The organism is Stenotrophomonas sp. PD6 (genome assembly GCF_049199305.1).
In the GTDB taxonomy this organism is placed as follows: domain Bacteria; phylum Pseudomonadota; class Gammaproteobacteria; order Xanthomonadales; family Xanthomonadaceae; genus Stenotrophomonas.
This window is the reverse complement of record NZ_JBLZQD010000002.1, coordinates 448,176-472,293: the sequence shown is the minus strand read 5'-3', so window position 1 is coordinate 472,293 and position 24,118 is coordinate 448,176. Positions and strand designations below refer to the sequence as shown.

Annotated in this window: 17 protein-coding genes and 1 tRNA gene; 7 read left to right on the top strand and 11 right to left on the bottom strand. The window is 66.1% G+C overall.

Annotated elements, in window-relative coordinates; genetic code table 11:
• Window positions 1–94 precede the first annotated feature (94 nt).
• Entirely contained in the window at window positions 95–2,842 is a 2,748-nt protein-coding gene (locus ACOZHM_RS04895) for a TonB-dependent receptor plug domain-containing protein (protein ID WP_421567874.1), read from the bottom strand.
• Window positions 2,843–3,079: 237 nt separating this feature from the next.
• Here ACOZHM_RS04895 and ACOZHM_RS04890 point away from each other — a divergent pair, with 237 nt between their 5' ends.
• The gene (locus tag ACOZHM_RS04890; protein ID WP_421567872.1) at window positions 3,080–3,790 is read left to right on the top strand and encodes a basic secretory protein-like protein; all 711 of its coding nucleotides are present in this window, start codon (window positions 3,080–3,082) and stop codon (window positions 3,788–3,790) included.
• Window positions 3,791–3,925: 135 nt separating this feature from the next.
• Here the strand turns inward: ACOZHM_RS04890 and yidA are convergent, their stop codons facing one another.
• From yidA to ACOZHM_RS04870, 4 genes are all read right to left on the bottom strand, one after another.
• Window positions 3,926–4,774, bottom strand: a complete 849-nt coding sequence (gene yidA, locus ACOZHM_RS04885; RefSeq protein WP_421568111.1) for a sugar-phosphatase — start codon at window positions 4,772–4,774, stop codon at window positions 3,926–3,928.
• 211 nt (window positions 4,775–4,985) lie between these two features.
• On the bottom strand, window positions 4,986–6,734 hold the full coding sequence (locus ACOZHM_RS04880) for a peptidoglycan-binding protein (protein ID WP_421567871.1): 1,749 nt from the start codon (window positions 6,732–6,734) through the stop codon (window positions 4,986–4,988).
• 136 nt (window positions 6,735–6,870) lie between these two features.
• Entirely contained in the window at window positions 6,871–7,431 is a 561-nt protein-coding gene (locus tag ACOZHM_RS04875) for a hypothetical protein (protein ID WP_421567870.1), read from the bottom strand.
• A gap of 52 nt (window positions 7,432–7,483) precedes the next feature.
• A complete protein-coding gene (locus ACOZHM_RS04870) occupies window positions 7,484–8,008 on the bottom strand; it encodes a hypothetical protein (protein WP_421567869.1) in 525 nt (174 codons plus the stop codon).
• Window positions 8,009–8,246: 238 nt separating this feature from the next.
• Here ACOZHM_RS04870 and ACOZHM_RS04865 point away from each other — a divergent pair, with 238 nt between their 5' ends.
• Together ACOZHM_RS04865 and ACOZHM_RS04860 are read left to right on the top strand one after the other, a co-directional pair.
• A complete protein-coding gene (locus tag ACOZHM_RS04865; RefSeq protein ID WP_421567868.1) occupies window positions 8,247–8,924 on the top strand; it encodes a VOC family protein in 678 nt (225 codons plus the stop codon).
• Window positions 8,925–9,044: 120 nt separating this feature from the next.
• Complete coding sequence (locus ACOZHM_RS04860) at window positions 9,045–10,367, top strand: flavohemoglobin expression-modulating QEGLA motif protein (protein WP_421567866.1); 1,323 nt, start codon at window positions 9,045–9,047, stop codon at window positions 10,365–10,367.
• Window positions 10,368–10,415: 48 nt separating this feature from the next.
• Here the strand turns inward: ACOZHM_RS04860 and ACOZHM_RS04855 are convergent, their stop codons facing one another.
• Both ACOZHM_RS04855 and ACOZHM_RS04850 read right to left on the bottom strand, forming a co-directional pair.
• On the bottom strand, window positions 10,416–10,553 hold the full coding sequence (locus ACOZHM_RS04855; RefSeq protein WP_421567865.1) for a hypothetical protein: 138 nt from the start codon (window positions 10,551–10,553) through the stop codon (window positions 10,416–10,418).
• 543 nt (window positions 10,554–11,096) lie between these two features.
• Window positions 11,097–11,372: a helix-turn-helix domain-containing protein gene (locus ACOZHM_RS04850; protein WP_421567863.1), complete on the bottom strand. Its 276-nt coding sequence runs from the start codon at window positions 11,370–11,372 to the stop codon at window positions 11,097–11,099.
• A 146-nt stretch (window positions 11,373–11,518) separates the two neighbouring features.
• Between ACOZHM_RS04850 and ACOZHM_RS04845 the strand changes: the two genes are divergently transcribed.
• The 3 genes from ACOZHM_RS04845 (at window position 11,519) to ACOZHM_RS04835 (ending at window position 16,722) form a co-directional block, all read left to right on the top strand.
• A complete protein-coding gene (locus ACOZHM_RS04845; protein WP_421567862.1) occupies window positions 11,519–12,103 on the top strand; it encodes a restriction endonuclease subunit S in 585 nt (194 codons plus the stop codon).
• An 11-nt stretch (window positions 12,104–12,114) separates the two neighbouring features.
• Window positions 12,115–13,632, top strand: a complete 1,518-nt coding sequence (locus tag ACOZHM_RS04840; RefSeq protein ID WP_421567861.1) for an HsdM family class I SAM-dependent methyltransferase — start codon at window positions 12,115–12,117, stop codon at window positions 13,630–13,632.
• Window positions 13,633–13,860: 228 nt separating this feature from the next.
• Window positions 13,861–16,722 (top strand): type I restriction endonuclease, encoded by a 2,862-nt coding sequence (locus ACOZHM_RS04835; protein ID WP_421567860.1) that lies wholly within the window; start codon window positions 13,861–13,863, stop codon window positions 16,720–16,722.
• A 21-nt stretch (window positions 16,723–16,743) separates the two neighbouring features.
• On the opposite strand, the gene ACOZHM_RS04830 is transcribed toward ACOZHM_RS04835, so the two are convergent.
• Together ACOZHM_RS04830 and ubiA are read right to left on the bottom strand one after the other, a co-directional pair.
• Entirely contained in the window at window positions 16,744–18,135 is a 1,392-nt protein-coding gene (locus tag ACOZHM_RS04830; RefSeq protein ID WP_421568110.1) for a short-chain fatty acid transporter, read from the bottom strand.
• 95 nt (window positions 18,136–18,230) lie between these two features.
• Window positions 18,231–19,124, bottom strand: a complete 894-nt coding sequence (gene ubiA, locus ACOZHM_RS04825; protein ID WP_421567859.1) for a 4-hydroxybenzoate octaprenyltransferase — start codon at window positions 19,122–19,124, stop codon at window positions 18,231–18,233.
• Window positions 19,125–19,286: 162 nt separating this feature from the next.
• Between ubiA and ACOZHM_RS04820 the strand changes: the two genes are divergently transcribed.
• Window positions 19,287–19,363 (top strand) — tRNA-Arg (locus tag ACOZHM_RS04820).
• Between the two features lie 324 nt (window positions 19,364–19,687).
• On the opposite strand, the gene ACOZHM_RS04815 is transcribed toward ACOZHM_RS04820, so the two are convergent.
• Both ACOZHM_RS04815 and ACOZHM_RS04810 read right to left on the bottom strand, forming a co-directional pair.
• Entirely contained in the window at window positions 19,688–21,043 is a 1,356-nt protein-coding gene (locus ACOZHM_RS04815) for a Gfo/Idh/MocA family protein (protein WP_421567858.1), read from the bottom strand.
• A 52-nt stretch (window positions 21,044–21,095) separates the two neighbouring features.
• Window positions 21,096–24,086, bottom strand: coding sequence for a TonB-dependent receptor domain-containing protein (locus tag ACOZHM_RS04810; RefSeq protein WP_421567857.1), 2,991 nt, complete (start codon window positions 24,084–24,086; stop codon window positions 21,096–21,098).
• Window positions 24,087–24,118 lie beyond the last annotated feature (32 nt).

The following is a 24,118-nucleotide window of genomic DNA, read 5'->3' as shown; positions in this document are numbered from 1 at the left end:
CGCTGCCGCCTGCTCAAGCGTTCTCGTGAACAGCGAGACGTGTGGTGCTCCCCCTGATGCGACGGAGCACCACCGCCTATGCCTCCACGTTCGGTTACTGGAAGTCCAACGACAACTCCACGAACATCGAACGGCCAAAGGCGTTGTACACGCCCTGGTCGTAGTACGGCCAATTGCCGTTGGTGCCATCCACCGGCGGGCGCTCATTGGTCAGGTTGTTGGCGGTCAACAGGACGCTGGCGAGCTTGTTGATGCGGTAGTTGACCGTGGCGTTCCAGGTCGTCCACGGACCGATGTTGCGTTCCTCTCCCGTCGCATTCCAGGTCCGGGCGTTGCGGACGCCATACACGTTTGTGTTGAACGCACCGATATTCCAGTTCACTCCCAGCGTGGCCCGGTACTGAAGCTCATTGGAGTAACCGCAGCAGAGCATGTCGTATACCGGGTCGCCTTCCTGCTGCTGCAGTTCATGCTTCAGTGGGCGGTAGTAGCCGGCGCTCACGCCGAAATCGCCCGCGCGCCCCGCCTTCCAGCGGTAATCGCCGGAGGCCTGGATACCGGTCTGGCGCTGCTTGGCCAGGTTGATCGGATAGGAGAAGACCTTGGAGACGCCGTTGGGGTTGAGCGGGTCGGTGGCCGGCAGGCGCTGTACTTGGGCGAGGATCTGGCGGCAGGTCGGCGAGTTGATGTCGAACGCCACATCGCCATTCTCCGAGGTTCCCAGACGGCAGTTGGCCTCGGTGGCGAGGATGCTGTCGGTGCCGAGGATGGAGACTTCGTTCTCGATCTTCACCGAGTTGTAGTCGACCGACAGGTTCAGGGCGTTGTCCAGCGCCGACCAGACGAAACCATACGTGAAGGTCTCCGCGGTGATGTCCTTCAGGTCGCGGTTGCCGGTACTGGAGGACAGCACCTGCAGCGATGACTGCGGGCACTCATCGAAGTTCTCGGAGGTGAACCCGGCCTGCCGGCACAGGAAGGTGTCCACGTTGGTGGTGTAGCCGCTGCTCTCGCGGGAGTACAGGTAGAACATGTCCGGCGAGCGGAACGCGGTTGCGTAGCTGCCGCGCAGCAGCAGTGATTCGATCGGGCGGTACTCCAGGCCGAGCTTCCAGGTCGCCTTGCCATTGCCGCCGCCGCCCTGCAGGGAATACTTGTCGTAGCGCCCCGACAGGTTGGCGTTGAGCGTGTCGAAAATCGGCACCTGCAGCTCGGCACCCACCGCGTACAGGTCACGCTGACCCTCTGCCGACGTGCCTGCCGTCTGGCCACGGAACAGGACCGAAGCATTGGGGTCGGCCGATTGGTTGAAGAACTTCTCGCGGGTTCCCTGCAGGATCATCGCAAAACCGACGTCACCGGCCGGCAACCCGAACAGCGACGTGTTGGTCACCAGCGCGGTGACCCCGGTACGCGACGCCGACGAGGCGGCACGGTTGGTGCCGCTGAACTGGTCGTACTGCTGCCGCGTCAGGGGCCGGTACAGCACATCAAGGTTCGGAGCGTAGGCGTCGTAACCGTTGACCTTGCCCAGTTGTGGGCCGAGGTAGTAGTCGTCGATGCCGGCCGTCGCCAGGAAGTCGGTGGACTTGCGGGTGACGTCCGTGCTCGAGCGGTTCACGTACACGTCGTAGTCGAAGCCGGTATCACCCAGGCCGCCACGTGCGCCGGCGGTGATGTTGAGCGAGCGGGTGTAGACCCGCTGGTCCTTCGCATCCATGCCCACTTCTTCGGGTGCGTAGATGCGCTGCCACTGCTCGTAGTTGCCGGTGGTCTGGTTGTAGAAGGTCTTGTTCCAGAAGGGGCTGCCACCGGAATAGGTGGGTCGGCCGAAGCTGAAAAGGATGTCCGAGTACAGCTCGGTGTTTTCACTGAGGTGATAGCGCAGGAACGTGGTGGCGTTGACGTCTTCGCTCTTGTTGTAGAGCGTGGCGGTGCCGACATTGTTTGGGCTGCCACAGTAGTAGCCGGTCCCCGCTGCGTTGCGATGCGCGTAGCTTGTGCTGCCACCGAACAGGTAGGACAGCGGCGCGCAGGTGGCCTGCCCGGGGTCGATATAGCCGTTGGGGGACATCTGCATGCGCAGGAAGGTGCGCGAGGGGTCCTGTGGGCCGGTCGGGCTGTCGTTGACGCTGTCGATGTAGCTGCGGTCGGAGGCGAAGATGGGCTTCTGCCTGGTGTACTCCAGCCCGTAGCTGAGATCCAGGTTGCCGAAGGTATGGCCGCTGCTGAAGATGAAGCGCTGGCTCGACCCGCCACCGTCGCTGTAACCGCCGGCGCGGTAGCGGAAGTGCGTGCCCTCTACCTTGTCCTTCAGGACGATGTTGATCACGCCCGCCACGGCTGAGGACCCATACACCGACGACTGCCCACCGGTCAGTACGTCGATGCGTTCAACCATGCCCAATGGGATGTTGGCGATATCCACGATGCTGGTATTGCCGTTGTACGCAAGCGGATAGCTGTTGAGGGGGCGTCCATTGAGCAGCGTGAGCGTGTAGCTCGGGTCCAACCCGAACAGGCTCACCGCCTTGGCGCCGGGCGTGTAGGAGCCGGTGCCCTGGGAATCCTGTACCGAGCCGTTGGCCATGGGCAACGAGCGCAGCGCGTCGAACACCGTGGTGAAGCCCTGCGCCTCGATGTCCTCGGCGGTGATGGTCGTCACCGGCGAAGGGCCTTCGATCTGCGCGCGGGGGATCAGGGAGCCGGTGACGTTCACTGCATCGAGCTGGCGGGTAGCCGGCGTGGCGTCATCTTCAGCGGGCGGGGATGCCTGTGCCTGTGCGGCCAGGGGATGGAGCAGTACGGACGACACCAGCAACGACAGCAACGTGCGCTTCATCTTGCAGATCTCCAGTACAAGGTCTCCCGGCGCCGCATCGGTGCAGGAGGGTTGGGTGTGTAGAGGGGTTCCGTGGGGCGTGGGGGTGCACTTTTCTAGATCGATCTAAATAGATTGTCAATAATTTGAAATGAAACCATTTTCAAGCGCTTAGATCGAACGAAATGGCACTTGCCATGGACCATGGCGCTGTTGCAGGATCGTCGCGGTTGCCCGTCCCGTCCTGGAGTGCCACGTATGCGTTTGCGCCGTTGCCTGATCGCCCCTGTCGTCGCTGCAACCCTCGCCTTCCCCACCGCGCACGCTGCGGAGATTCAACAGACCCGCGACGGGGTCACCCTCACCTATCAGGACGAGAGCGGCTCAACGGTGGCAGCGGTGCGTGACCGCATCATCGCGACGTTCTTCGCTACCTATCCGCGCGAGCGACGCGACTTCCATCCTTCGGCACCGTCCAGCGTGCGCATCGTCATGGACCCGTCCTACGACGGTGTTGCGTACGTGGGGGAGAAGGAGAAATCGGCCACCATCACCATCAACCCGCGCTGGCTGGAGAAGCACCCCAACGACACCGACCTGGTCACCCATGAGGCCATGCACATCGTGCAGGGCTACCCGGGTTACGCCAGCGAGCAGGCGCCTTCGTGGCTGGTGGAGGGGATCGCCGACTACGCGCGTGATCATTACGGTGTCGACAACGGCGCCGGCGGCTGGGCGTTGCCCGCGCAGGTCAAGGCGGAACACAAGGTGGATACGGGTTACCGCGTCACCGGTGCGTTCCTGAAGTGGGGCGAGGCTGCGCATCCGGGATTGGTGAAGGCGCTGGATGCGGCACTGCGGAAGGGCGCCTACACGCCTGCGTTGTGGAAGCAGCATACCGGCGAGGATCTGCCGGCGCTTTGGGATGCTTATGTCGCACAGCAGGAGGGTGCGGTGCGCGGCGCTTGATAGCAGAAGCGTCGCTCCGTTTTGGGTCCATGCGTCAATGCATCGTGTACTGCCGAGGGCGGTCGTTTAATAACCGACCCTACCGATGTGCACCGCGAAACGGTGGTGATGTGCTGCGTCGTGCAGCACGAAGCGTTATCGATCTGTTGCGTCGCTTAGCAAGAAACGCTCGATGGCCAGGGCCACGCCGTCTTCCGAATTCGTTGCGGTCTGATGTAGCGCCGTCGCCTTGACGGCATCGACCGCGTTGCCCATCGCCACGCTGGTGCCTGCGTACTGGAGCATGCTCAGGTCGTTTTCCTGGTCGCCGATGGCCATCACCTGGGTACGGTCGATACCGAGGTGTTCGGCCAGCTTCTGCAGGCTCGGCCCCTTGCCTGCGCGCTGGTCGAAGACTTCGAGGAAGAACGCGGCACTCTTGAGCACGGCGAAGCGTTCGGTCAACGCGGCGGGCAACTGCGGGATGATGGCGTCCAGAATATGTGGCTCATCGACCATCATCAGTTTGATGAAGGACATCTCCGGGTCCATGTCACGTACGCTGCGATACGACAGCGGCACGCGTGACAAGTGCGAGTCCGCGACGGTGTAGAGGCTGATGTCCTGGTTTGGCGTATACAGCCGTTCGCCATCCAGCGCCTGGAAGTGCACGCCCAGCTCGCGCGCGAGCTGCTCGCAGAACAGGAAGTCGTCGAAACTGAGCGGGTATTCCACCACCGCCTCACCGGTGGCAACGCGCGTGACCAGCCCGCCATTGCAGGCGATGCAGTAGTCCCCGCTCCCGTTGATCCCCAGCTCGTCCAGGAATGGGGCAAGGCCCGACACGGGCCGGCCACTGGTCAGCACGATCCGCACCCCTTGCTCGCGGGCACGGGCAATGGCTTGCTTCACGCGTGGCGTGAGCCGGTGTGCCGGGTCCAGCAGCGTGCCATCCATGTCGATGGCAACCAGCTCAATAGCCGGTGGTCGGCTGCTCCTATCCATCACACTCAACCCTTCGCACGGCGGCTTGCACTGGCATTCCAGCAATCCGGCCCAGTTTACCAGTGGCGTGGTTCAGCGCCGCCCACTCACCTGCAGCCTGCGTTCACTCTGCCTCGATGGCGGCCTTCGTGGAGGCAGCAAAAAAGCCAGCCAGGTCTCCCTGGCTGGCCTCATCACTACACACACGTTACGCGTCGGTCAGACCTCGGGCTCAGCGGCCCATGGCGACCTTCTGCTGCTCTTCCTGCACCTGGTTCTGCTGCTGGCTGTTGTTGCCCAGCAACTGCGCACTGGTCTGTTCGACCGACGGCGCGTGGCTCAGGTCCACCGCGGCACGATAGCCCGGCGTGGTGCCCATCACGAAGGCCTTGCCATCCTGCACGGTCACGCTCTGCAGCTTCTCGGCCGAATCGATGCCGGCCTGCTTGGCCTGCAGCGTCACATTGGCGGCCGCTTCATTGGAGATGGCAGCGGGCAGCTGGCCACGGATCGCATTGTGCAGCGCCGTGTCCGGATGGCCCTTGTCGCCCAGTAGCGGACCGGCGGCGGTGCGGGTATCGGCGCCCTGCGACTGCGCGACGGTCAGGTTGCCGAGCGTATCGCGGCCAACCACGCCGTCTTCCTTCAGGCCCTGCTGCTTCTGGAAGGCCAGTACCGCGTCACGGGTGTTGTCGCCGAACTTGCCGTCCTCCGACAGGCGGTTGCCGTTGGCATCGCGCACGCCCAGGCGGTTCAGCTCTTCCTGCAGCTTGCCCACCTCGTCGCTGCGGTCGCCCTTGCGCAGGGTGCCGGCCGGTGCGTGGTCATGATCGTGCGCATGGCCATGCTTGCCCGCTTCCTGCTGGACGCCCTTGTTCCAGTAGGTTTCCGGGTTGATCAGCTTCCCGGACGGATCTTTCATCTGGTAGTGCACGTGCTGGGCGTACTGGTTCGCGCCCTGCGGGCCACGGCCACCCATGGTGCCGATGGGATCGCCCGGCTGCACGTGCTGGCCGACCTTCACCTTGGTGTCCTGCATGTGCAGGATCTGGTGCGAGTTGCCCTGTGCGTCCTGGATCATCACCGTGCCGTACTTGCCGCCCACCGAGGTCACGGTGCCGGCGATCGGCGCATGGATGGTCGGGTGCTGCAGGTTGCGCCCGGCCTGGCCGCCCACGTAGTTGAAGTCGCTGCCGCCGTGGCTCTTCTCGCCACGGTGTTCACCGAAGTGCCCGGTGATGTGCGGCTTGACGCCATTCTGCGGCGGCAGCATCACCTGCATGGTGTGGTCGTACGAGCGTGCCTGGCCGGCCGCATGGCTGGCCGCGCCAGCACCGGCGACAGCCGCGGCAGCGGGCGCTGCCGGGTGCGGCTGGGCCGGGGCATGCGTCGGCGCATGGGTCTGGCCCTGGGTCTGGCTCAGGCGCTGGTTGACGAACTGTTCGTACTCATCCAGATGCGGGGCGACCTTGCGGTGCGACAGGCCCAGGCCGCCGTAATCCTTGGTCGGGCCGTCATGGTGATACTTGTAGATGTAATCTTCGCCCTGCCCACGGTCGCGGGCCAGGTTGCGGTTGTCGACAAAGTGCGCCACCAGTGCGTCGGACTGTGCGTCGACGTCGAAGCGGTTGGCGTTGTTCAGACCGTAGTGCTTGCCGGTCCTGTCGATGAACTGACCCAGGCCGGAGGCCGAGGTGGTGCCGGCGGCGGCATCGGGATTGAAACCCGATTCGACGCGGGCGATGGCCAGCACGTGCGCGGTTTCGCGCGGGGTGAGGCCGGCATCACGCGAGGACTCGATCAGCGAGTCGATGACGCGCGACTGTACTTCCGGGGATGCGTCGCCCCAGCGGCGCGATTGGCCATGCAGGGGACGGCTTTCGTCGATCGGCTCGCGATAGTGGCTCCACGATTCGATCTGGCTGCTGCGGTACGCCGCGCCGGGCGGCTGCACCATGTTGGTGTAGATGTCGTTAGGCATGTCTGTGCTATCCATTCTATGAGAAAGAGGCTTTCCTTAAGGGGTACCGCTCCTTTGAAGAGTATTGACCAACGGTCAATACCTACCGGACACCATGTTCCGGTCAACGCGCATCGACGTCATGTCGATGTCCAGCTCACTCTTCGATGTAGTCCACCTCCGGATGGGTGATGCCGAGCTTGGCGATCAACTGCGAATACTCGTCGTTGTTGGGCGACTGCGCATCGGCGTCGCCGCGCAGTGGCGGGGTGCTGTGGGTCAGCTGCTTGCCGTCGGCGTCGTACAGATAGAACCATTCGCAGAACGCGCAGCCGAACGGCAGTTCGCCGTACTGCACCACGAAATACGATGCGCCCTTGCTGTCTTCCGCGCAGGCCAGGCCCACGGCGGTGTAGTCACTCATCTCCGCCGGGGCGTCGATGGCACGGCGCTGGCCGTCCTTATCGATCTCCAGTCGGGTGCGGGTGGTTTCACCGTCCTTGGCCGGCAACGCGGTCAGGTGCAACGTTGCACCTGGGCATTCCTTGTGCATGCCTTTCTCTTCCTGCTGTGTGGGTGAAGGGGTAGCGGCCGCTGCGCTCGCAGGCGCGTTGGCGGCATCCGGGGCGGCGGCGCTGCCAGCCGGCCCGGAGGGTGCATTGCACGCGGCCAGCAGCAGGGCCAGCGCGAGCGGGGGAACGAAACGCAAGGTCGACATCACACACTCCGTTGTGGGGCGGCCATGCGCGCACGCGCGCCGGCCGCCTGGATCAGATCGACTCGTCCGTCATGCGCACCAGCTGCCAGCACGGGCGCTGGGCGAAGTAGTACGACTGCTGGTTGCTGGTATCGGGCGTGCGGATGAGCACCTTCATGCTGCCGTCGTCCTGGCGGCTGACCTGCATCTCGCGGCCCATGTCCTTTAAACCGGACGGATTGGGCATGACCGGCCAGGTCACCTCGCTGAGCGGGACCTTCTCGCTGACCAGCGTCGGCTCATCATGTCCTTCGCTGTCGTAGCGCTCGCTCAGCAGGGGATCGGCGACCGACTTCTCCTGCAGGGCGATCTCCCGGCCGAAATGCGGAAGGAAGGTATCGAAGTCTGCATAGGCGCAGGTCGCCGACGCATCGGCGGCGGTGGCCGGCGCGGCAACAGGAGCAGCAGGTGCTGTGGCGACGGGCGCGGCGGCGGCAGGTGCGGCGGGCGCTGCCGGGGCGGCGGCGTCGGGCTTGCACGCGGCCAGCAGGATGCTCAGCGACAGGGCGAGCAACGTCATGGGGCGGGAGTGGGACAACGGATCCTCCTGATTCGTGTCGTGGCGCACATCACACTACGCCGGGGCGCGTAGCATAGCGGCGCGCCAATGCGATGGCGTTCACATCCCGCCCACGACCCGGGGCGATAACGACATGCGTGATGCAAAGCACGTATTTAACGTGATGCACATCACACAATAGTGGGCTGACAGTCCATTATCCCAAGACGCGATGTCAGCCTTTTGACATCTCCTGCTGCTTCCGGTGCCTTGTTCCATGCGAATCCACACGATCCAGCTTCCCGTATCCGATGTTGCCCAGGTAGGCGGTTACTTTGCAGAGGTGCTGCAGCTGCCCGTGCAGGAGGACGTGGTACGGATCGGCTGGACGGCGCTGCAACTGCACGCGGCGGGTAATGATCCGGTAGGCGGGGTGCACCTGGCCTTCAACGTACCGGCGGATCGCTTCAACGCCGCCACCGAGTGGCTGCTGGCGCGCACGCCGCTGCAGCGCAATGCGGCCGGCGAAGCGCATTTCACCTTCGGCGGGCGCTGGGATTCGGAATCCATCTACTTCGACGGGCCCGACGGGCTGATCCTGGAGCTGATCGGGCGACGCCGGCTGCCCGCATCCGGCCGCGTTGGCGCGTTCCACGGCAGCGAGCTGACCTGCGTAAGCGAGGTGGGGCTGCCCACCGCCGATGTAGCCGCACTGGGCGCACGCGCCGAAGCGGCCTTCGGGCTGGGCTACCTCAGCCCGCCCGTTCCGCATTTCGCCGCCGTGGGCGACGACGAGGGGTTGTTGATCGTGGTGGACGCCACCCGCCGTTGGTTCCCCGAGCAGAAGGTGCTGCCCAACGCGCGCGGCATCGCGGTGACGCTGGGCGATGTGCGTACCGGCGAGCTGGATGACCCCGAGCAGGGCTGGCGCGTGGCCGCGCCGGCGGCGGGCTGAACTGGCACCCGCATTCACCTGCGCCCAGTACATTTGCTGATCCCGGGCAGGTAGAAGCGCGGTTGCCGGGGCAACGGGCGGCCAACACAGTGGGAAGGTGCCTCAACACCGGGTAATGCCGTGGAAAACGTCACCTCCCCGCCCACCCCTGATCCCACCCAGGCGGACCCTGCGCTTGCGCCGCTGCTGGAGGTGGATGCCCGGCTGGCCAAGCTGGGCAACAGGATTCGCGTGCTGTCCGGGCTGGCGTGGCCCATCGAGCTGGAGACCCGCTTCCTGGACGCGTGGCGCGCCGGCAAACCGCAGATGCCGGCCCCACCGACCCAGCCGGTCGACCATGCCGACACCATCGGCGCGCTGGACAACATCCTGCAGCACCTGGACCGGGGCCATCCGGTGGGCGACTGGCTGTACCGCACCGCCTGGAGCTACCGCATCGCGGCCATCATGCTGGCCAACATCGGCACGCCACGTTTCACCGAGTGCTCCACGCTGCTGTACGGCCAGCCCGGCACGCAGTACCGCTCGCAGGCAACGACCACCGCGCAGTCGGCGGCGCAAATGCTGACCATTACCGATCGGCTGATCGGCTCGCAGTACGTGCCCCGCATCCAGTACGACATCCCTGCCCCGGACTTCTCCGTGCTGCTGCGCCAACGGATCGAGCCGTTCTTCACCGATGACCCGGTCAAGGTGGTGCTGGATACGGAGCTGGCCTCCAAGGCCGCCGCCGGCAGCAAGGTCATCCGCCTGCGCGCGGACGCCCTGTTCTCGACCCTGGACCTGGACCAGCTGGTCGAGCACGAGGCCTTCATCCACTCGGCCACGCTGCTCAATGGCAAGCACCAGCCCTGGCTGCGCTGCCTCGGTGCTGGCGCGCCGCGCACCACCCGCACGCAGGAGGGGCTGGCGACATTCTCGGAGATCATTACCGGGGCCATGGACATCAACCGGCTGCGGCGGTTGGCACTGCGGGTGGTACGGCTGCAGGAGGCGCTGGAAGGCGCGGACTTCATCGAGGTGTTCCGCGCGTTTCTCGCGGCCGGGCAATCAGAGGTGGACAGCTACCGCAGCGCGGCCCGCATCTTCCGCGGTGGCGACGTGCGCGGCCGCGTGTGCTTCACCAAGGACGGGGCGTACCTGGAGGGGCTACTGCTGGTCACCGCCTTCATCAAGCGCGCCCTGCATGAGAATCGCGGCGATACGTTGCGCCTGATGTTCTGCGGGCGGGTCGATCTCGGCGACCTGGTGACGCTCGCTCCGTACCGGGACACCGGGCTGATCGCCGCCCCCCGTTACGTGCCGCCGTGGGCGCGGCACCCCGAGCGTGTGCTGGCGACACTGGCGTTCTCCACGGCAGCGCAGGCGATGCGGTTGGATACCTTCGACCTGCAGCGCTTCTCGGCGTATGAAGACGAGTTGATGGCGACCGCTGAACGATGAAGGCCCCGCCGAAGCGGGGCCTTCAATGGTGATCGATGCCGCCCGCCGTCACTCTTCCTCGTCCTTCCAACCCTGCTGCTGATTCTGGTTGCGCTGCTGTTCCTGCTGCTGTTGCTGCTGCTCGCGTCCGCGCTCCTGCTGCTCACCACGCTGGCTCTGCGAACTCTGCTTGCGCTGCTGGGACATGTCGGGTCTCCGGATGCCGCGTGCGGAATGCCGCGGTCGGAGCAATCGTGTGCAGCGCAGGGTTAAGGCCGCGTGGCAATTTCCATACAAATTCGTCAAGTCCGCGCAGTACGGCATCGTCAAATGCTGTGTTATCAATGGCCTTCCTGAACTTCCCTTCGCTTATGCCGTGATGTCATTCCCTGATGACGTTCTCCGGCAGCTAGCGTAGTCATCACCCTGAACACGGATCCCGGCGCAGGCCGGAACGACTGCATTCTGCGCACGCGTTGAAACGCGATTGATCAACACTCTGCAGTAATCAATCGCGAGATACGCAGCCTCTCAGGAACCCAGCGATCCATTCCAGTTCCCGGGGGCGTTGTGCACCATTCCGAATGATGCGAGGCGCCACATTGACGCTCATTTCCGCGCCACGCAAGGTTGGAACCCATGAACACCCTGCACCCGATTCTGCGACTGGCCAAGATCGCGAACGCACGCCGAGCGCCCTCCTTCCCGTGCGTGACCGCTGACATGGACGAACTCGTCAGGATCAGAGGATTACTGTCCCTTTGTTCCTTGAGGAACGCGTTTCTTCCTCAAGCTGGACTCCAGCTCAGCCACAACGTCCGGAAGTGATGTTCCGCAGATGCGCGCCAAGTCTCTCAGCTCGATCACATCCAATCGGCGGCTGCCGCGCTCTACGTCACTGACTTTCGATTGCGTGACTCCCAGCCTCTCTGCGACGTCGCACTGTGTGAGGCCTGCCTTCAGACGCATCGCGCGTACCAGATCAACAAGCAGCGCGTACTCGGGTCGATGGATGGTTTTTGGCATGACCGCGCATATTGATAGGGCGGCTTCGAAAGTTATATCTAATTTCCCAATACCTGAAAAATCGATATGATGTCGTACTCCCAACGTGGTGAGCTCTCCATGTCCATATGGTCCAGATCAGCCGACGATTGCTTCGTGTGGAGCCCATGAGCATCCTGCATCCGATTCTGCGCCTGGCCGATATCGCCAGCGTGCGCCAGGGCCACCCGTTCCGGGGTGCGATCGCCGAGGTTGCCGATGGGCCGGTGCGGGTGATCCAGCTGAAGAACGTGACCGCCTCGGGACTGCACGACCCGCACGCGCTGCTGCGTACGCGGCTGCGCCCGCGCAAGGAGCCGGAGTGGGTACGGCACGAGGACGTGCTGCTGACGGCGCGTGGCAATCGCCCGGTGGGTGCACTGCTGTGCTCGCCTGCCCCGGGCACGGTGTGTACCCCGCACCTGTACGTGATCCGGGTGACATCCACCGACACGGTGCTGCCCGCTTTCCTTGCCTGGCAGCTCAACCAGCCGCCGGCGCAGGAACAGCTGCGCCGCCAGTCGGCCGGATCGCGCCAGAAGAGCGTGCGCAAGATCGCGGTGGAGCAGCTGGTGCTGCGGTTGCCGCCCTTGACGCAGCAGCGGCGCATCGTCGCCATCGCACGCGCCGCGCAGCTGGAGTGCTGCCGGTTCGAAGCACTCATCGCCGCGCGACGCCAGGAAATCGCCGCCGTCACCGCGCGACTGCTCTGAAGGAGACCTGCATGAGCCGCATACCCCTGCGTGGCGCGCACGCCACGCTTGCTGCCCTGACCTCGGCGCGCGAAGTGCTGGACGGTACAGAGAACGCCGGTTCGGCTACCCACTTGCTGCTCGCTTTGCTGCTGCTGAAGATCGCCAGCGATACGACGCCCCGTGAACCCTCTGCCGATATCGCAGCATTGGGCGCGGTGCGCTCCCTGCCGCTGCTCGAGGCGCCCACCCAGGCCCACTTCGAGTACCTGTTCCAGCAGCGTTATACGCCCGGCAGCGCGCCGCGGTTCATGGCGGCGCTGCGCGGGCTGGCCCAGGCCAACCCCAGCCAGCTGTGCAACCTCTTTCCGAACCTGCGCCTTGAAGAGGCCCTGCCGGCCGATGCCGAACGACGCGACACGGCGCTCCGGCGGTTGTTCGACCGCTTCTGCATCCCGGCGCTGGACTTCCGTGGACGACCGCTTGCGCACCGGCCCGACGTCGGCGATGCCGTGGATCGGATGTTGGAACGCTCGGCCGGCCGGCGCGGCAGTACAGCCTCACCGCAGGTCCCCGAACCGCTTGCCTGGTTGATGACCGCGCTCACCGACCCCGGCACGGATGAGAGCGTGTACGACCCCACCTGCGACGAGGGCAGCCTGCTGCTCGCGGCTGCCCGCTGGGTCAGCGATGCGCACGGCGGGCATAGCCGGCTGGGTACGCATCAATGGCTGCTCTTTGGCCAGGATCGCGACGCCGGGCGCTGCGCGGTCGCACGGCTGCGCCTTCTGCTGCACGGCTTGTCGAATCTGCACATCCTTGCCGGCGATCCGCTGGAAGAGCCGCTGGTCGACGGCGGGCAGCTCCGGCGCTTCCGGGTCTGCCTGGCATGCCCACCGTTGACCCTGCGCTGGTCGCCGGCACGCGCCTACAACGACCCGCATCTTCGCTTCATGCACGCCGTTGCGCCACGTCAGTGGGCGCACGCCGCCCTGGTCCAGCACATGCTCGCCACGTTGGATCCGCAGCACGGTCGCATGGCCGTGGTGGTGCCGCATGGGGTACTGTTCCGCGATGGCGCGGAGGCCTGCCTGCGCCAGGCCTGGCTGGAGGCGAATCTGGTGGAAACCGTCATCGGTCTGCCCGACCGGCTGTTTGCCGGCACTCCCGTGGCCACTGCGCTGCTGGTGATGCGCGCCGCGCGCCACGATGCCGCCGTGCTGTTTGTTGATGGGTCTGCCCTGTGCAAGCCCGGCACCCGCCGGCCGCGTCTGGACACGACCGCCGCCGAAGAACTTCGTCGCATCTGCGCTGATCGCGCCAGCGTGCCCGGCATCGCGCATCTGGTTCGCACCGACGAGGTAGCGGCGGGCGGCGGCAGTCTGAGCGTCGCGCGCTACGTACAACCGGCACCCATGTCCTGCACTGCCGCCGACCTTGCCGCGCACAGGCAGCATCGGATTGCCCTGACCGCGCAGCTCGACGAGATTCAGCAGGCACTGAATGCAGAGCTGGAGGCCCTGGCGCTGGAGCTCTCCGAGGCTGAGTGATCGGCCACGCGCTACCTGCGCGCACGCATCGATGATTGGCTGTGACTATGTAGTTTGGCAAATGGATCAAACAGAGTAGCTGCGTTGCGGCTTGGCCAACGCAGGAACCGGAATGATGCACACAGCCGACCGTGCATCGGATCGCACACACTGGGCCATGCATATCACCGGCCCGCATTTCCGCACGCGCAGTGCGCTTCATCTTTCGCTTTTCGAAGGCTCCCCGGCATGAGCGGCCCCGTGCCAAACGACGGTGTGCGGCGCTCGGTGTTGGGCTGGCTGCGGCGGCTGGAGTGGAACCACCTGACAGAAGAGGCACTTGCACCCCTGCGCGACGCGCATGGCGGCGCGGTACTGGAGAAACGTCTGCTGCCCTGGCTGCGGCGGTACCGGTTCGATTGGCGGGGTCAACAGGTGCGACTCGCACCGGACTCACTCCCGGCGATCATCGAACAGGTGGCGGCCTGCTGCCACCTGCGCGATTGGCCCAGTGCCAGCAATGCCCTTCATCACCTGCTGTTGGAGGGCGTGCCCTCCGAACAGGTACTGCCTGATGGCAGCCGGGTCCTGATGCAGGTGCCCCTGATCGACTGGACGAATGTGCGGCGCAATCACTGGGATGTTGCCGAGTCCACGTATGGCCTGCCACCCAGCGGCGCACCCGAGATCCGTGAACTGGTGGGCTACGTCAATGGCCTGCCGCTGGTGGTGGTGGCGTGTGTCGAGCGCGACCGGCAGGGACGCTGGGGAACGGCGGTGGCCGGTATTGAGCACCTGTGGCGCGGGATGGTCGCCAGCAGCATCGATCCGCCGCCATTGCAGGCGCAACTGTTGCTGAGCGTGGAGCGTCGGGGGGGCCGGTACGCCACCGTGGGAACGCCGCGGCATGCGTGGGTCCGCTGGCGTGAACACGGGTGGAGCCTGGCGGTGCAGGCACAACGGCGCGACGCGGCGATCCCGTTCATGGACAGTCCCCTGGAATCGCCCCGGGCCGCGCACGCCGAGCTGCTCCACGGCCTGCTGGCACCCGCCCGGCTGTTGGAGGTGTTGCGTCTGTTCGTGCGCGTTACCCCCGACGGCGGCCGTTGCATCGCGCGGTCCGCGCAATTCTTCGCCGTGCAGCACGCGCTGCAGGCACTGCGAACGGTGGACGCCGATGGCCGGCGCAGTGGCGGGCAGCTTTGCCTGGCGGCCGGATCGGGCCTTCGGCAGACCCGGCACTGGCTGCTGAAGGCGCTGGCCGACGACCCGAGCCTGGCCGCGCTGCGCGTGCTGGTGCCGGTGACGCACAGCACCGCGCCTGTACGGGAACCGCGACGAAGGCCGTGCGGCCCGCTTCCCCCTTGCCCGGTGGCCGAGCTGCTTGCCCGGCGTGCGCCGGCGTCGCTGGAAGTGCCGCTACGCGTGCTTTCTGGCTGGGCACGTGGGGTTGTTGACCCGCTCCACAGCCACGACCTGGTGCTGCTGGCGGACGCCGACTTCTGGGAGAGCGGCCCGGCGCTGCTGCGCGGCTTGCGCAACACCCTGCCCGGTGCTGCATGGCTCACCCTGGCCGCTCACCCCATTCCCGCGCTCGCTCCCGACCTCGACCCTGGCCCGGGACTGTTCTCCTACCCGCCGCAGCAGGCGGTGGAAGATGGCGTCGTCGTGCCCGTCTGGACCGACGGCCCGCTCCTCGCAGATGCTGCGCGTCGCGTTTCGCCCCCGCGTGATACCGACACGGCCACGGCACTGCGCACCCTGCGCATGGCGCCGGCCATCGCACAGCACTTCCATCGCTTCGCCCGCCTGGCCAAGCGTGACCTGCGGGCACTGCTGCTGGTGGGGTCCGCGCAACGTGCGCAGGACTACCATCAAGCCTTCGCAGTAGACGGGAACCTGCATGTCCAGGCGATCGGCTACGACGACCACGGCGTGCCACGGGACCGCTCCTGCCGCGCCGTGCCGCCAGAGGTCGAACTGATCATCGCCTATGGCGCGCTGCCCACGGCGCGGGACCCACGGCTGGCGCTGCTGTACATCGACCGTGCCTTGGCAGATGTCGAGCGGCTACGTGCGGTCGGGCTGACCACATCACCCCACCCGGAAAAGCACGCAGGGCTGTTGGTGGACCTCCACGACACACCGGTAGAGCACGCGGTGCAGAACCCCGAAGGACGCATTTCGGACTGGCTGCCCGCGCCGCTGACGGCGGACCCACAGCTGCTGTCTTCCCAACGCAGGCGGCTGCACGTGCTGATGCCCGTTGGTGCCGACGAGGACTTCCATGCCTGCCGTGACCACCTCGCCCCGCACTGGGCGTTGACCCGGCAGGGCGGCGACGTGGACCTGCACCGCCGCCGTCGCGACCTGCTGCACAGCCGCGTCACCGCCTTCGGCCGGCGCCTGCAGATCGTGGCCGCGACCGAAACCACCGGGGGAGGGGTGCCGTCCGCACAGCAGGGCGCCCAATACCGCCAGGAGCTGCACCGGTACTCGCTGCTGCGTGATGCGGCCAGCCACGAGGCGCTGGAGCTGGGGCGTTATGGGGCCGAGGATGTGCGTGTGCGGCACTGGGCACGCGAACAGGCACCGGAGGTGCGCGAGCTGGAGGCCGACTATCTGATGCTGCGCGCCACCGAACGCCCGGACGCTTCCGCCACGCAACGCGCGAACCTGCTTTACACCCAGCTGCGGCTGCGCCTGGACCACCCCGCCGAGGAGCCGCGCTTCGCGGACCAGGCCCGGCACGCGCTGTTGCAGGTGCTGGCAGAGGGCGTTGACCCGAATGCCCGCCTGCAGGCGTTGACGGCGTTGCAAGCCGCACAGCGCCCACCGCTGGGTGCCGGCGATGCCGCGCCGTGCTCGCGCGGCCTTTTACTGCTGGGCGGGTTTGTCGACGTGGCGGCAAACCCGGATCTGTATCGCCGGATTGGCGCTCGGATCGACGCACTGGTGGCGGACGCGCGACGGTTGCCGCCGCAGGTGTTCAGGGACACGCTCCGCGCGGCGTTGCCGCCACTGCTTCAGGGCTGCCTGCAGCCCGACCGGATCCACGCGGTGGTGGACGCGGCACTGGCCCGCGCACCGCACTGGCCTGCCGCCGACTGAGCCGCCTGCACGGTGGCGGACTTATGGCATCACTGGGGGCACATAGGCCAGGGTCATGCCGAGCAGCCAGAGCAGGCCCAACACCAGTGGAATGTGCACCAGCAGCTGGATGAAGGTGAAGCCGACGATATCGCGCGCCTTCAGCCCCAACACGCCCAGCAGCGGCAGCATCCAGAAGGGGTTGATCAGGTTGGGCAACGCCTCTGCGGCGTTGTAGACCTGCACCGCCCAGCCCAGGTGCGCCTGCAATTCGTTCGCCGCCTGCATCACGTACGGCGCCTCGATGATCCACTTGCCGCCGCCGGACGGCACGAAGAAGCCGAGCACCGCCGAGTAGACGCCCATCACCAGCGCGAACGTGTCGGTGGTGGCGATGTGGACGAACACGCTGGACAGCTGGTGCGCCAGCGTCTCGCCGCCGCTGCCAACCGCGTGGGTGAGAATCATGGCGATGCCGCCGTACAGCGGGAACTGGATCAGCACACCGGTGGTGCTGGGCACCGCCTTGGCCACCGCATTGAGGAAGCTGCGCGGGCGCCAGTGCAGCAGCAGGCCGAGCGAGATGAACAGGAAGTTGTAGGTGTTGAGGTTGGCGATGGCGGTGACCACCGGCTTGCTGGCGAATTCGCCGAACAGCCAACCGAACGCCAACAGCGACAGCAGGATGGTCAGCAGCGGGCTGTACTCCAGCCATTCGCCGGCGCGCGTGCGCGGCTGCAGCGGTTGCGGCTCGGCCTGTGCGGCGCCGTCGAACTCACGCGCGGTGCGCGCGGTGGCCGGGCCCGGCGCGGTCAACCAGGCGATCAGCAGCGATACCCCGATCAACGCGGCCGTCAGTGCGATGGACTGCCACAGGAAGATGGTCTCGGTGAAGGGCAGTACGCCGGTGATCTCCACCAGGCCGGGCGGCATGCTGGCGGGGTTGGCCTGCAGCTGCGCGGCCGAGGAACTCAGGCCCATCGCCCATACCGCGCCCAGGCCCAGATAGGCCGACGCACCGGCGGCGCGGTAGTCCATCTTGAGGTCTTCGCGGCGCGCGAGCGCGCGCACCAGCAAACCGCCGAACACCAGCGAAAAGCCCCAGCTGAGCAGCGATGCCAGCATGCTGACCAGGCCCACGTACACCACCGCACCGCGACCGGTACGCGGCACCCGCGCCAGCAGTTCGATGAAGCGGGCCACCACGGGCGCGGTGGCGACCGCGTAGCCGCCGATCACCACGAAGGCCATCTGCATGGTGAAGGGGATCAGCGTCCAGAACCCGTCGCCGAACGCGCGCGCGGTGGCCTGTGGGCTGGCCCCGAAGCCCATGGCCGCGACGGCGACGATGACCACACCCAGCACCGCGAACACGTACGCGTCGGGGAACCACTTCTCCGCCCAGGCCGCCGAACGCAGCGCTGCGCGTGCCATCCACCCGTCCTGTGCCGCCGCCGGTGCGTTGTTCGCCATCCCCTACCCTCCCACATTCATCAATCGGTAGCCCCCGACCGTTGGTCGGGGGGCGTTCAACCTGCGGCCAATGCCGCCGCAATACCGGCGAACAACGCCGCGCCCACCCAGTTGTTGTGCAGGAAGGCCTTGAAGCACGGATCACGCTCGCGCTTGCGGGCAAGCCAGAATTCGTACGCGATCAGCCCGGCGGCAACGGCCACGCCCAGCCAGTAGTAACCGCCCAGCCCGCCCCGCACGCCCACCAGGGCCATGGTGCCGAGGAACAGCGCGTACAGAATGCCCTGGATGACCAGATCCAGATCGCCGAACAGGATGGCGGTCGAATGCGACCCCATCTTCAGGTCGTCGTCGCGGTCCACCATGGCGTACCAGGTGTCGTAGGCCGTGGACCAGAGGATATTGGCGCCATACAGCAGCCAGCCGATCACCGGCACTTCGCCCTGCACGGCGGCGAACGCCATCGGGATGCCCCAGCCGAAGGCCATGCCCAGGTACACCTGCGGCAGGTGGGTGTAGCGCTTCAGGTAGGGGTAGCTGGCGGCCAGGAAGATGCCGATGAAGCTCATGCCGATGGTCAGCGCGTTCAGGGTCAGCACCAGCGCGAACGCCACCAGCATCAACCCGGCAAACAGCACCAGCGCCTCGCGCCCGGACACCCGGCCACTGGCCAGCGGCCGGTCCTTGGTGCGCTTGACGTGCGGGTCGAGCCAGCGGTCGGCGTAGTCATTGATCACGCAGCCGGCCGAACGCGTCAGCCAGACGCCGGCCGTGAACACGAACAGGGTCCACAGCGGCGGCAGGCCGCCGGAGGCCAGCCACAGCGCCCACCAGGTGGGCCACAGCAGCAGCAGGGTGCCGATCGGGCGATCGGCGCGCATCAGTTTCCAGTACTGGCCCCAACGCGACGGTGGGGCACCGGCGGGGGCGTCAAAACGTTCGTAAGCCATGCGTAAAGGATACCGCCAAGGCCGCCGTCGGGCGTTGTACGACGTGTTTCGCACCAGGGGGCAGACCTGCGCCGCGTTTACGGATAGAATGCCCGTCCCGCACCGCTTCATGGCGCTGCGATGCCCGCCCCGGCCTGGCCGGCGGCACGGCGGTTCCAATATGCGCTCGTAGCTCAGCCGGATAGAGTAGTGGCTTCCGAAGCCATTGGTCGGGGGTTCGAATCCCTCCGGGCGCACCATCTCTTTTGAATTCCTGTTGCGCCGGATATGCCGGGCTGTCATGCGTTGCGTGGCGCTGCCGGTGCGTTTCGGCGCGCGTGCAGCCACGCAGGGCGTGGCTCTACCGGCGTCAGGCGTCCGGCGTCGCGGAATTCGCGTCGCCAGATTTGCGAAGGGGTCGGGTTGCGACGGGGTGGGGGTTGCGACGGGGTAGAGCCGACTGTTAGTCGGCTGCTCTCCGTTCGGGCGCCGCGTTGCAGGGCAGCCGACTAACAGTCGGCTCTACCCAGTCGGCTCTACCCCGTCGGTTCGACTCTATTCCATCGGTGCATCGCCGCCGTCCGTCAGTACGTGCCGTCGAACGCGAAGATCGGCTTGCGCTGCTTCCACAGGCCGGCGGTGAAGTCCGGGAATTCCAGCGTCTGGAAGCTGTTGGCGATGGACTGCTCGGACAGCGGAGTGATCGCGCTCCAGGTGACGGCGTCGTAGATGTCGATCGGCATCGGGGCCCTGGCCTTGAGCGCCTCCACGAACGCGTGGATCACAAACCAGTCCATGCCGCCGTGACCGGCGCTGGCCGCGGTGTCGGCGTGCTGCTTCCACAGCGGGTGCTCGTACTGGTCCTGGTAGGCCTGGAACGGCTCCCACTTGTGCGGCGGGCTGCGGCCTTCGATGTGGATGGACTGGTTCACGTCCATCCACAGACCCTGGGTGCCCTGCACGCGGAAGCCCAGCGAGTACGGTCGCGGCAGCGAGGTGTCGTGCTGCAGCAGGATGGTCTCGCCGTTTTCGCAGGCCAGGGTGGTGGTGACGATGTCGCCGAGCTTGAAGTTCACCTTGGTGCTGGGATGGGTGGTGCCACCGCTCTTGGCCACGGTGTACTCGTGCAGGCCGCGCGCCTTGCTGGCGAACGCATTGATGTGGGTGAAGCGGTTGCCGCGGTTGATGCCGGTGTACATCGCGCACGGGCCGATGCCGTGGCTGGGGTACAACTCGCCGTTGCGGTCCACCGAATGCTGGGTGCGCCAGCGTGCTTCGGACCAGGCATGCGGGCCGAATTCCACGCCGCTGTCGTACGGCTGCGATGGATCACCGGAGTTGAACTTCACCCCGCGCAGGTCGTGCTGGTAACCGCCCTGCAGGTGCACCAGCTCGCCGAACAGCCCCTTGCGCACCATCTGCAGCGCGGCCATCACGTCGCGGCGGTAGCAGACGTTTTCCAGCAGCATGTACGGTGTGCCGGTGCTGAGCTGGGTCTTGAGCACGTCCCAGTGGTCCTGCAGGGTAATGCCTGCGACCACTTCACAGCCGACCGCGACCTTGACCTGCATGGCGGCGATCGCCATCGGAGCGTGGTACTCCCACGGCGTGGCGATGATGACGCCGTCCAGCCCGCGTTGCTCGAGCAGGCGCTTCCACGCATTGCGGTCGCCATCCTGTCCATAGGCGGTGGGCGCCTTCTTGCCGGCCTTGGCCACCATATCCATGCCGCGCTTGAGCATGATCGGTTCGATGTCGCACAGCGCGACCACCTCGACGTCGTCGCGGCGGACCAGCTCCTTCAGCAGCACCTGGCCACGCATGCCGGTTCCGATCAGGCCCAGCCGCAGCGTGCGCCCGCGCGCCCAGGCCGGCGTTTCCGGCAGCAGACTGGTGGCGGCCAGAGCCGCGCTGGCGGCAATGAATTCCCTACGCTTCATGGAACGTTACTCCTGTGGAATCGCGCCGGCGTGCGCCGGCGCATTGGAACGATCAGAACGTGTAGCCGACCTGCAGACTGTAGCTGCGGCCGAAGATGCTGGCATAGTCACTGGAGTCACCCAGGAAGCTATTCGGGTCGTAGAACGGCAGACGGTTGAACAGGTTCTTGACCGTGAAGCCCAGGCTCCAGTGGTCGTCCGGGCGCCAGCCCACGCTCAGGTTGGCGGTCCACCACGACGGCACGCCATCGCACTGTGCCGGGTTAACCGGCAACGAGCCGGCGGTGCAGCTTTCCGGGTTGTTGTCCTCGGCGTCCACGCGGTCCCATGCCCACTTGGTGCCGCCCACGTAATTGACGAAGAAGCTGGTGGTGACCTGCTTGTAGGACCAGTCGGCGTTGAACGTGGCACGCAGGCGCGGGTTGCCGTAGTAGCCGATGGTGTTGCCGTAGTACCAGCGATCGGTATCGTCGATGTAGGCTTCCTTGCGCCGCGCAATGGTGGCGGCCACGCCGATGTTCAGCGCACCCCAATCCCCCAGCGAAAAGCGACTGCGTGCGTCGATGTCGAAGCCGTCAACCAGCGTGCGGCCCTGGTTCTTGTACTGGCCCACCACGGCGGCCACGTTGCCCGTGCTGTAGCCGGGCAGCGTGCCGGGGCAGCTCACGCCACTGGCCGGGTCTGCGCACATCTGTGCAAGCGCGGCCTCGCTTGCCCGATCGGTGTCGCTGATCGGGTTGCGGGTCATCGACAGGATGTCCTGTTCCTTGCTGTAGTCCGGCGCGGCGATTTCGTTGCGGCGGTAGATGAACCAGTAGTCGGCCGAGATCGACATCCAGCTGGCCGGTTCGTACACGAAGCCCAGCGTGGAGATCTTGGCTTTTTCCGGCTTCAGGTCCGGGTTTGGCTGGGTCATGCGTGCCACGGTGCGGCTGCAGTCACTGTTGAGCAGCGAGTTGCCCAGATCCACATCCCCAGGCCGGTTGGACTGACGCAGCAGGTTGGCGATGGCATTGGTTTCATCGCAGCGGATGTCGTCCTTGAAGCCGCCGAGCTGGGCGAATACGCCGCCGGTACCGGCTTCGGCCAGGCTGGGTGCGCGGAACCCTTCGGAATACGTGCCGCGCAGCAGCAGCTGCGGCAGCACCTGGTACTTGAGCCCGAGCTTCGGGGCCAGATTGGCGCTGAAGTTGGGATACTTGTCCACGCGCAGCGCGGCGTCCAACTCCAGCTTGTCGCTGAGCGGCGCCACGGCCTCGGCGAACAGTGCATAGGTGTTGCGCTTGCCATCGAACCAGGAGCCGCCCTGCTGGGTGATCAGGCCGTTGGCGGCGTCTTCGTTGCCTGGGGTGTAGAAGGTTTCGCGGGTGGCATTAAAGCCGAACGCGGCGCGCACATCGCCGGCGGGCATGCTGAAGAGTGGGCCTTCGATCTTGCCGTCCAGCGTATGCAGGCGCGTCCACGACTGGATGTCGAAGGTGGGATACGCCTCGCGGATCAGCTTGGCGTTGGCGTCGCTGATGACGCCGAACTGGTAGGCGGGGTTGTCGGAGATGATCACCCGGCCGGTGCCCGGGTCGATGGTATACGGGCCGAACGCGCGCTCGAAGCCTTCCAGGTTCACGTTGACGGTCTGGTAGGTGACCGAATGGCTTCCGGCGGTGGCGAACGCGGTTTCCCAGTTCCAGTCGTCGCCCAGGGCGCCGCGCAGCCCGGCCAGCACACGATAGCTCTGGTCGGTGTTGCGCTGGCCGAAGTGGCCGTCACCCACGTCCTGCATCAGGTAGTTCAGGCCCACCACGCCCCCCATCAGCGCCTTCAGTTCCGGGCTGGCCAGGTTGTAGACGTTGTTCGGACCCAGATACGGGGTGCGGAACTGGTTGACCACGGTGCCGGTGTTGCGCGAGTACCAGCTGGAGGGATTGCCGGTCGTCGTGTTATAGGCGGAGGGCGTGCCACCGTTGGCGGTCAGGTCGATGTCGGTATAGGTGACTTCGGCGAAGGCTTCGGTGCTGTCGCCGATCAGGAAGTGCGAGCTGATGTACGCCGTGGCGCGCTCGGTCTTCGCACCCGCGTCGACTTCGCGGTTCATCCATTGTTCCCACGCGCAGCTCGTGCCGGAGGCCTGGGTGATGGCAGTGGTGCAGCCGGGCGCCGCTTCCTGGCGGCGCGCGTTGGTGACCGGATCGAACGCGAAGTAGGTGCCCGGGTTGAACTCACCCGGTCGGCTGCCGACGCCGAGGCGGAAGTTGGTGATGTAGTTGGGGTTGTTGACGTAGAACTGGCTGGGCCGCTTGTCGTAGAAGTCGCTGATCGGGATCGCGTTGCGGCGGTACAGGTTCACCGAGGCGTAGACGTTGTAGCGGTCTTCATCCAGGTCACCGAAGCCGGCGGTGATGCTGCCCTGCTGCTCGCCATAGGAATGGATGCGCGATGACGTGTCGGCGGTGACGTTGATCTCCGCGCCCTGGTAGGAGCGCTTGGTGATCACATTGATCACGCCGGCCACCGCGTCGGTGCCGTACACGGCCGACGCGCCGTCGGTCAGCACTTCCATGCGTTCGATGGCGGCAGCTGGAATGGCGTCGATGTTGACGAACTGGGTCTGGAAGCCGGCCGGCGCGCCGTAGTACGACAGGCGGCGGCCATTGAGCAGCACCAGCGTGCCCTGCGCCCCCAGGCCACGCAGGTTGGCCTGCGAGGCGCCATCGGAACCGGTGAACAGCGAGCGCGAATCCTGCTGCCCGGGGCGGGCGGCGGGGAGGTTGTCGAGCACCTGCAGCAGCGTGCGCGCGCCCATGTTCTCGATGTCCTGCTTGCTGATCACCTGTACCGGAGAGGAGGTTTCCACATCGCTGCGGCGGATATTGGAGCCGGTGACCTGCACGCGTGCCAGTTCGGTGGCGTTGGCCTTGGCCTTGCCGTCGATGGCGGTGTCGTCGTCCTGGGCAAGCGCCGGACCGCTCACGGCCAGGGCAAGCCCCAGCGCGACGGACAAGGGTGTAGCGGGGATGCGGCGATGGCGATGGCGTTCGTTCAACATCTTTGGCTCCTTGTGCATTCCGCAGCGTGGGG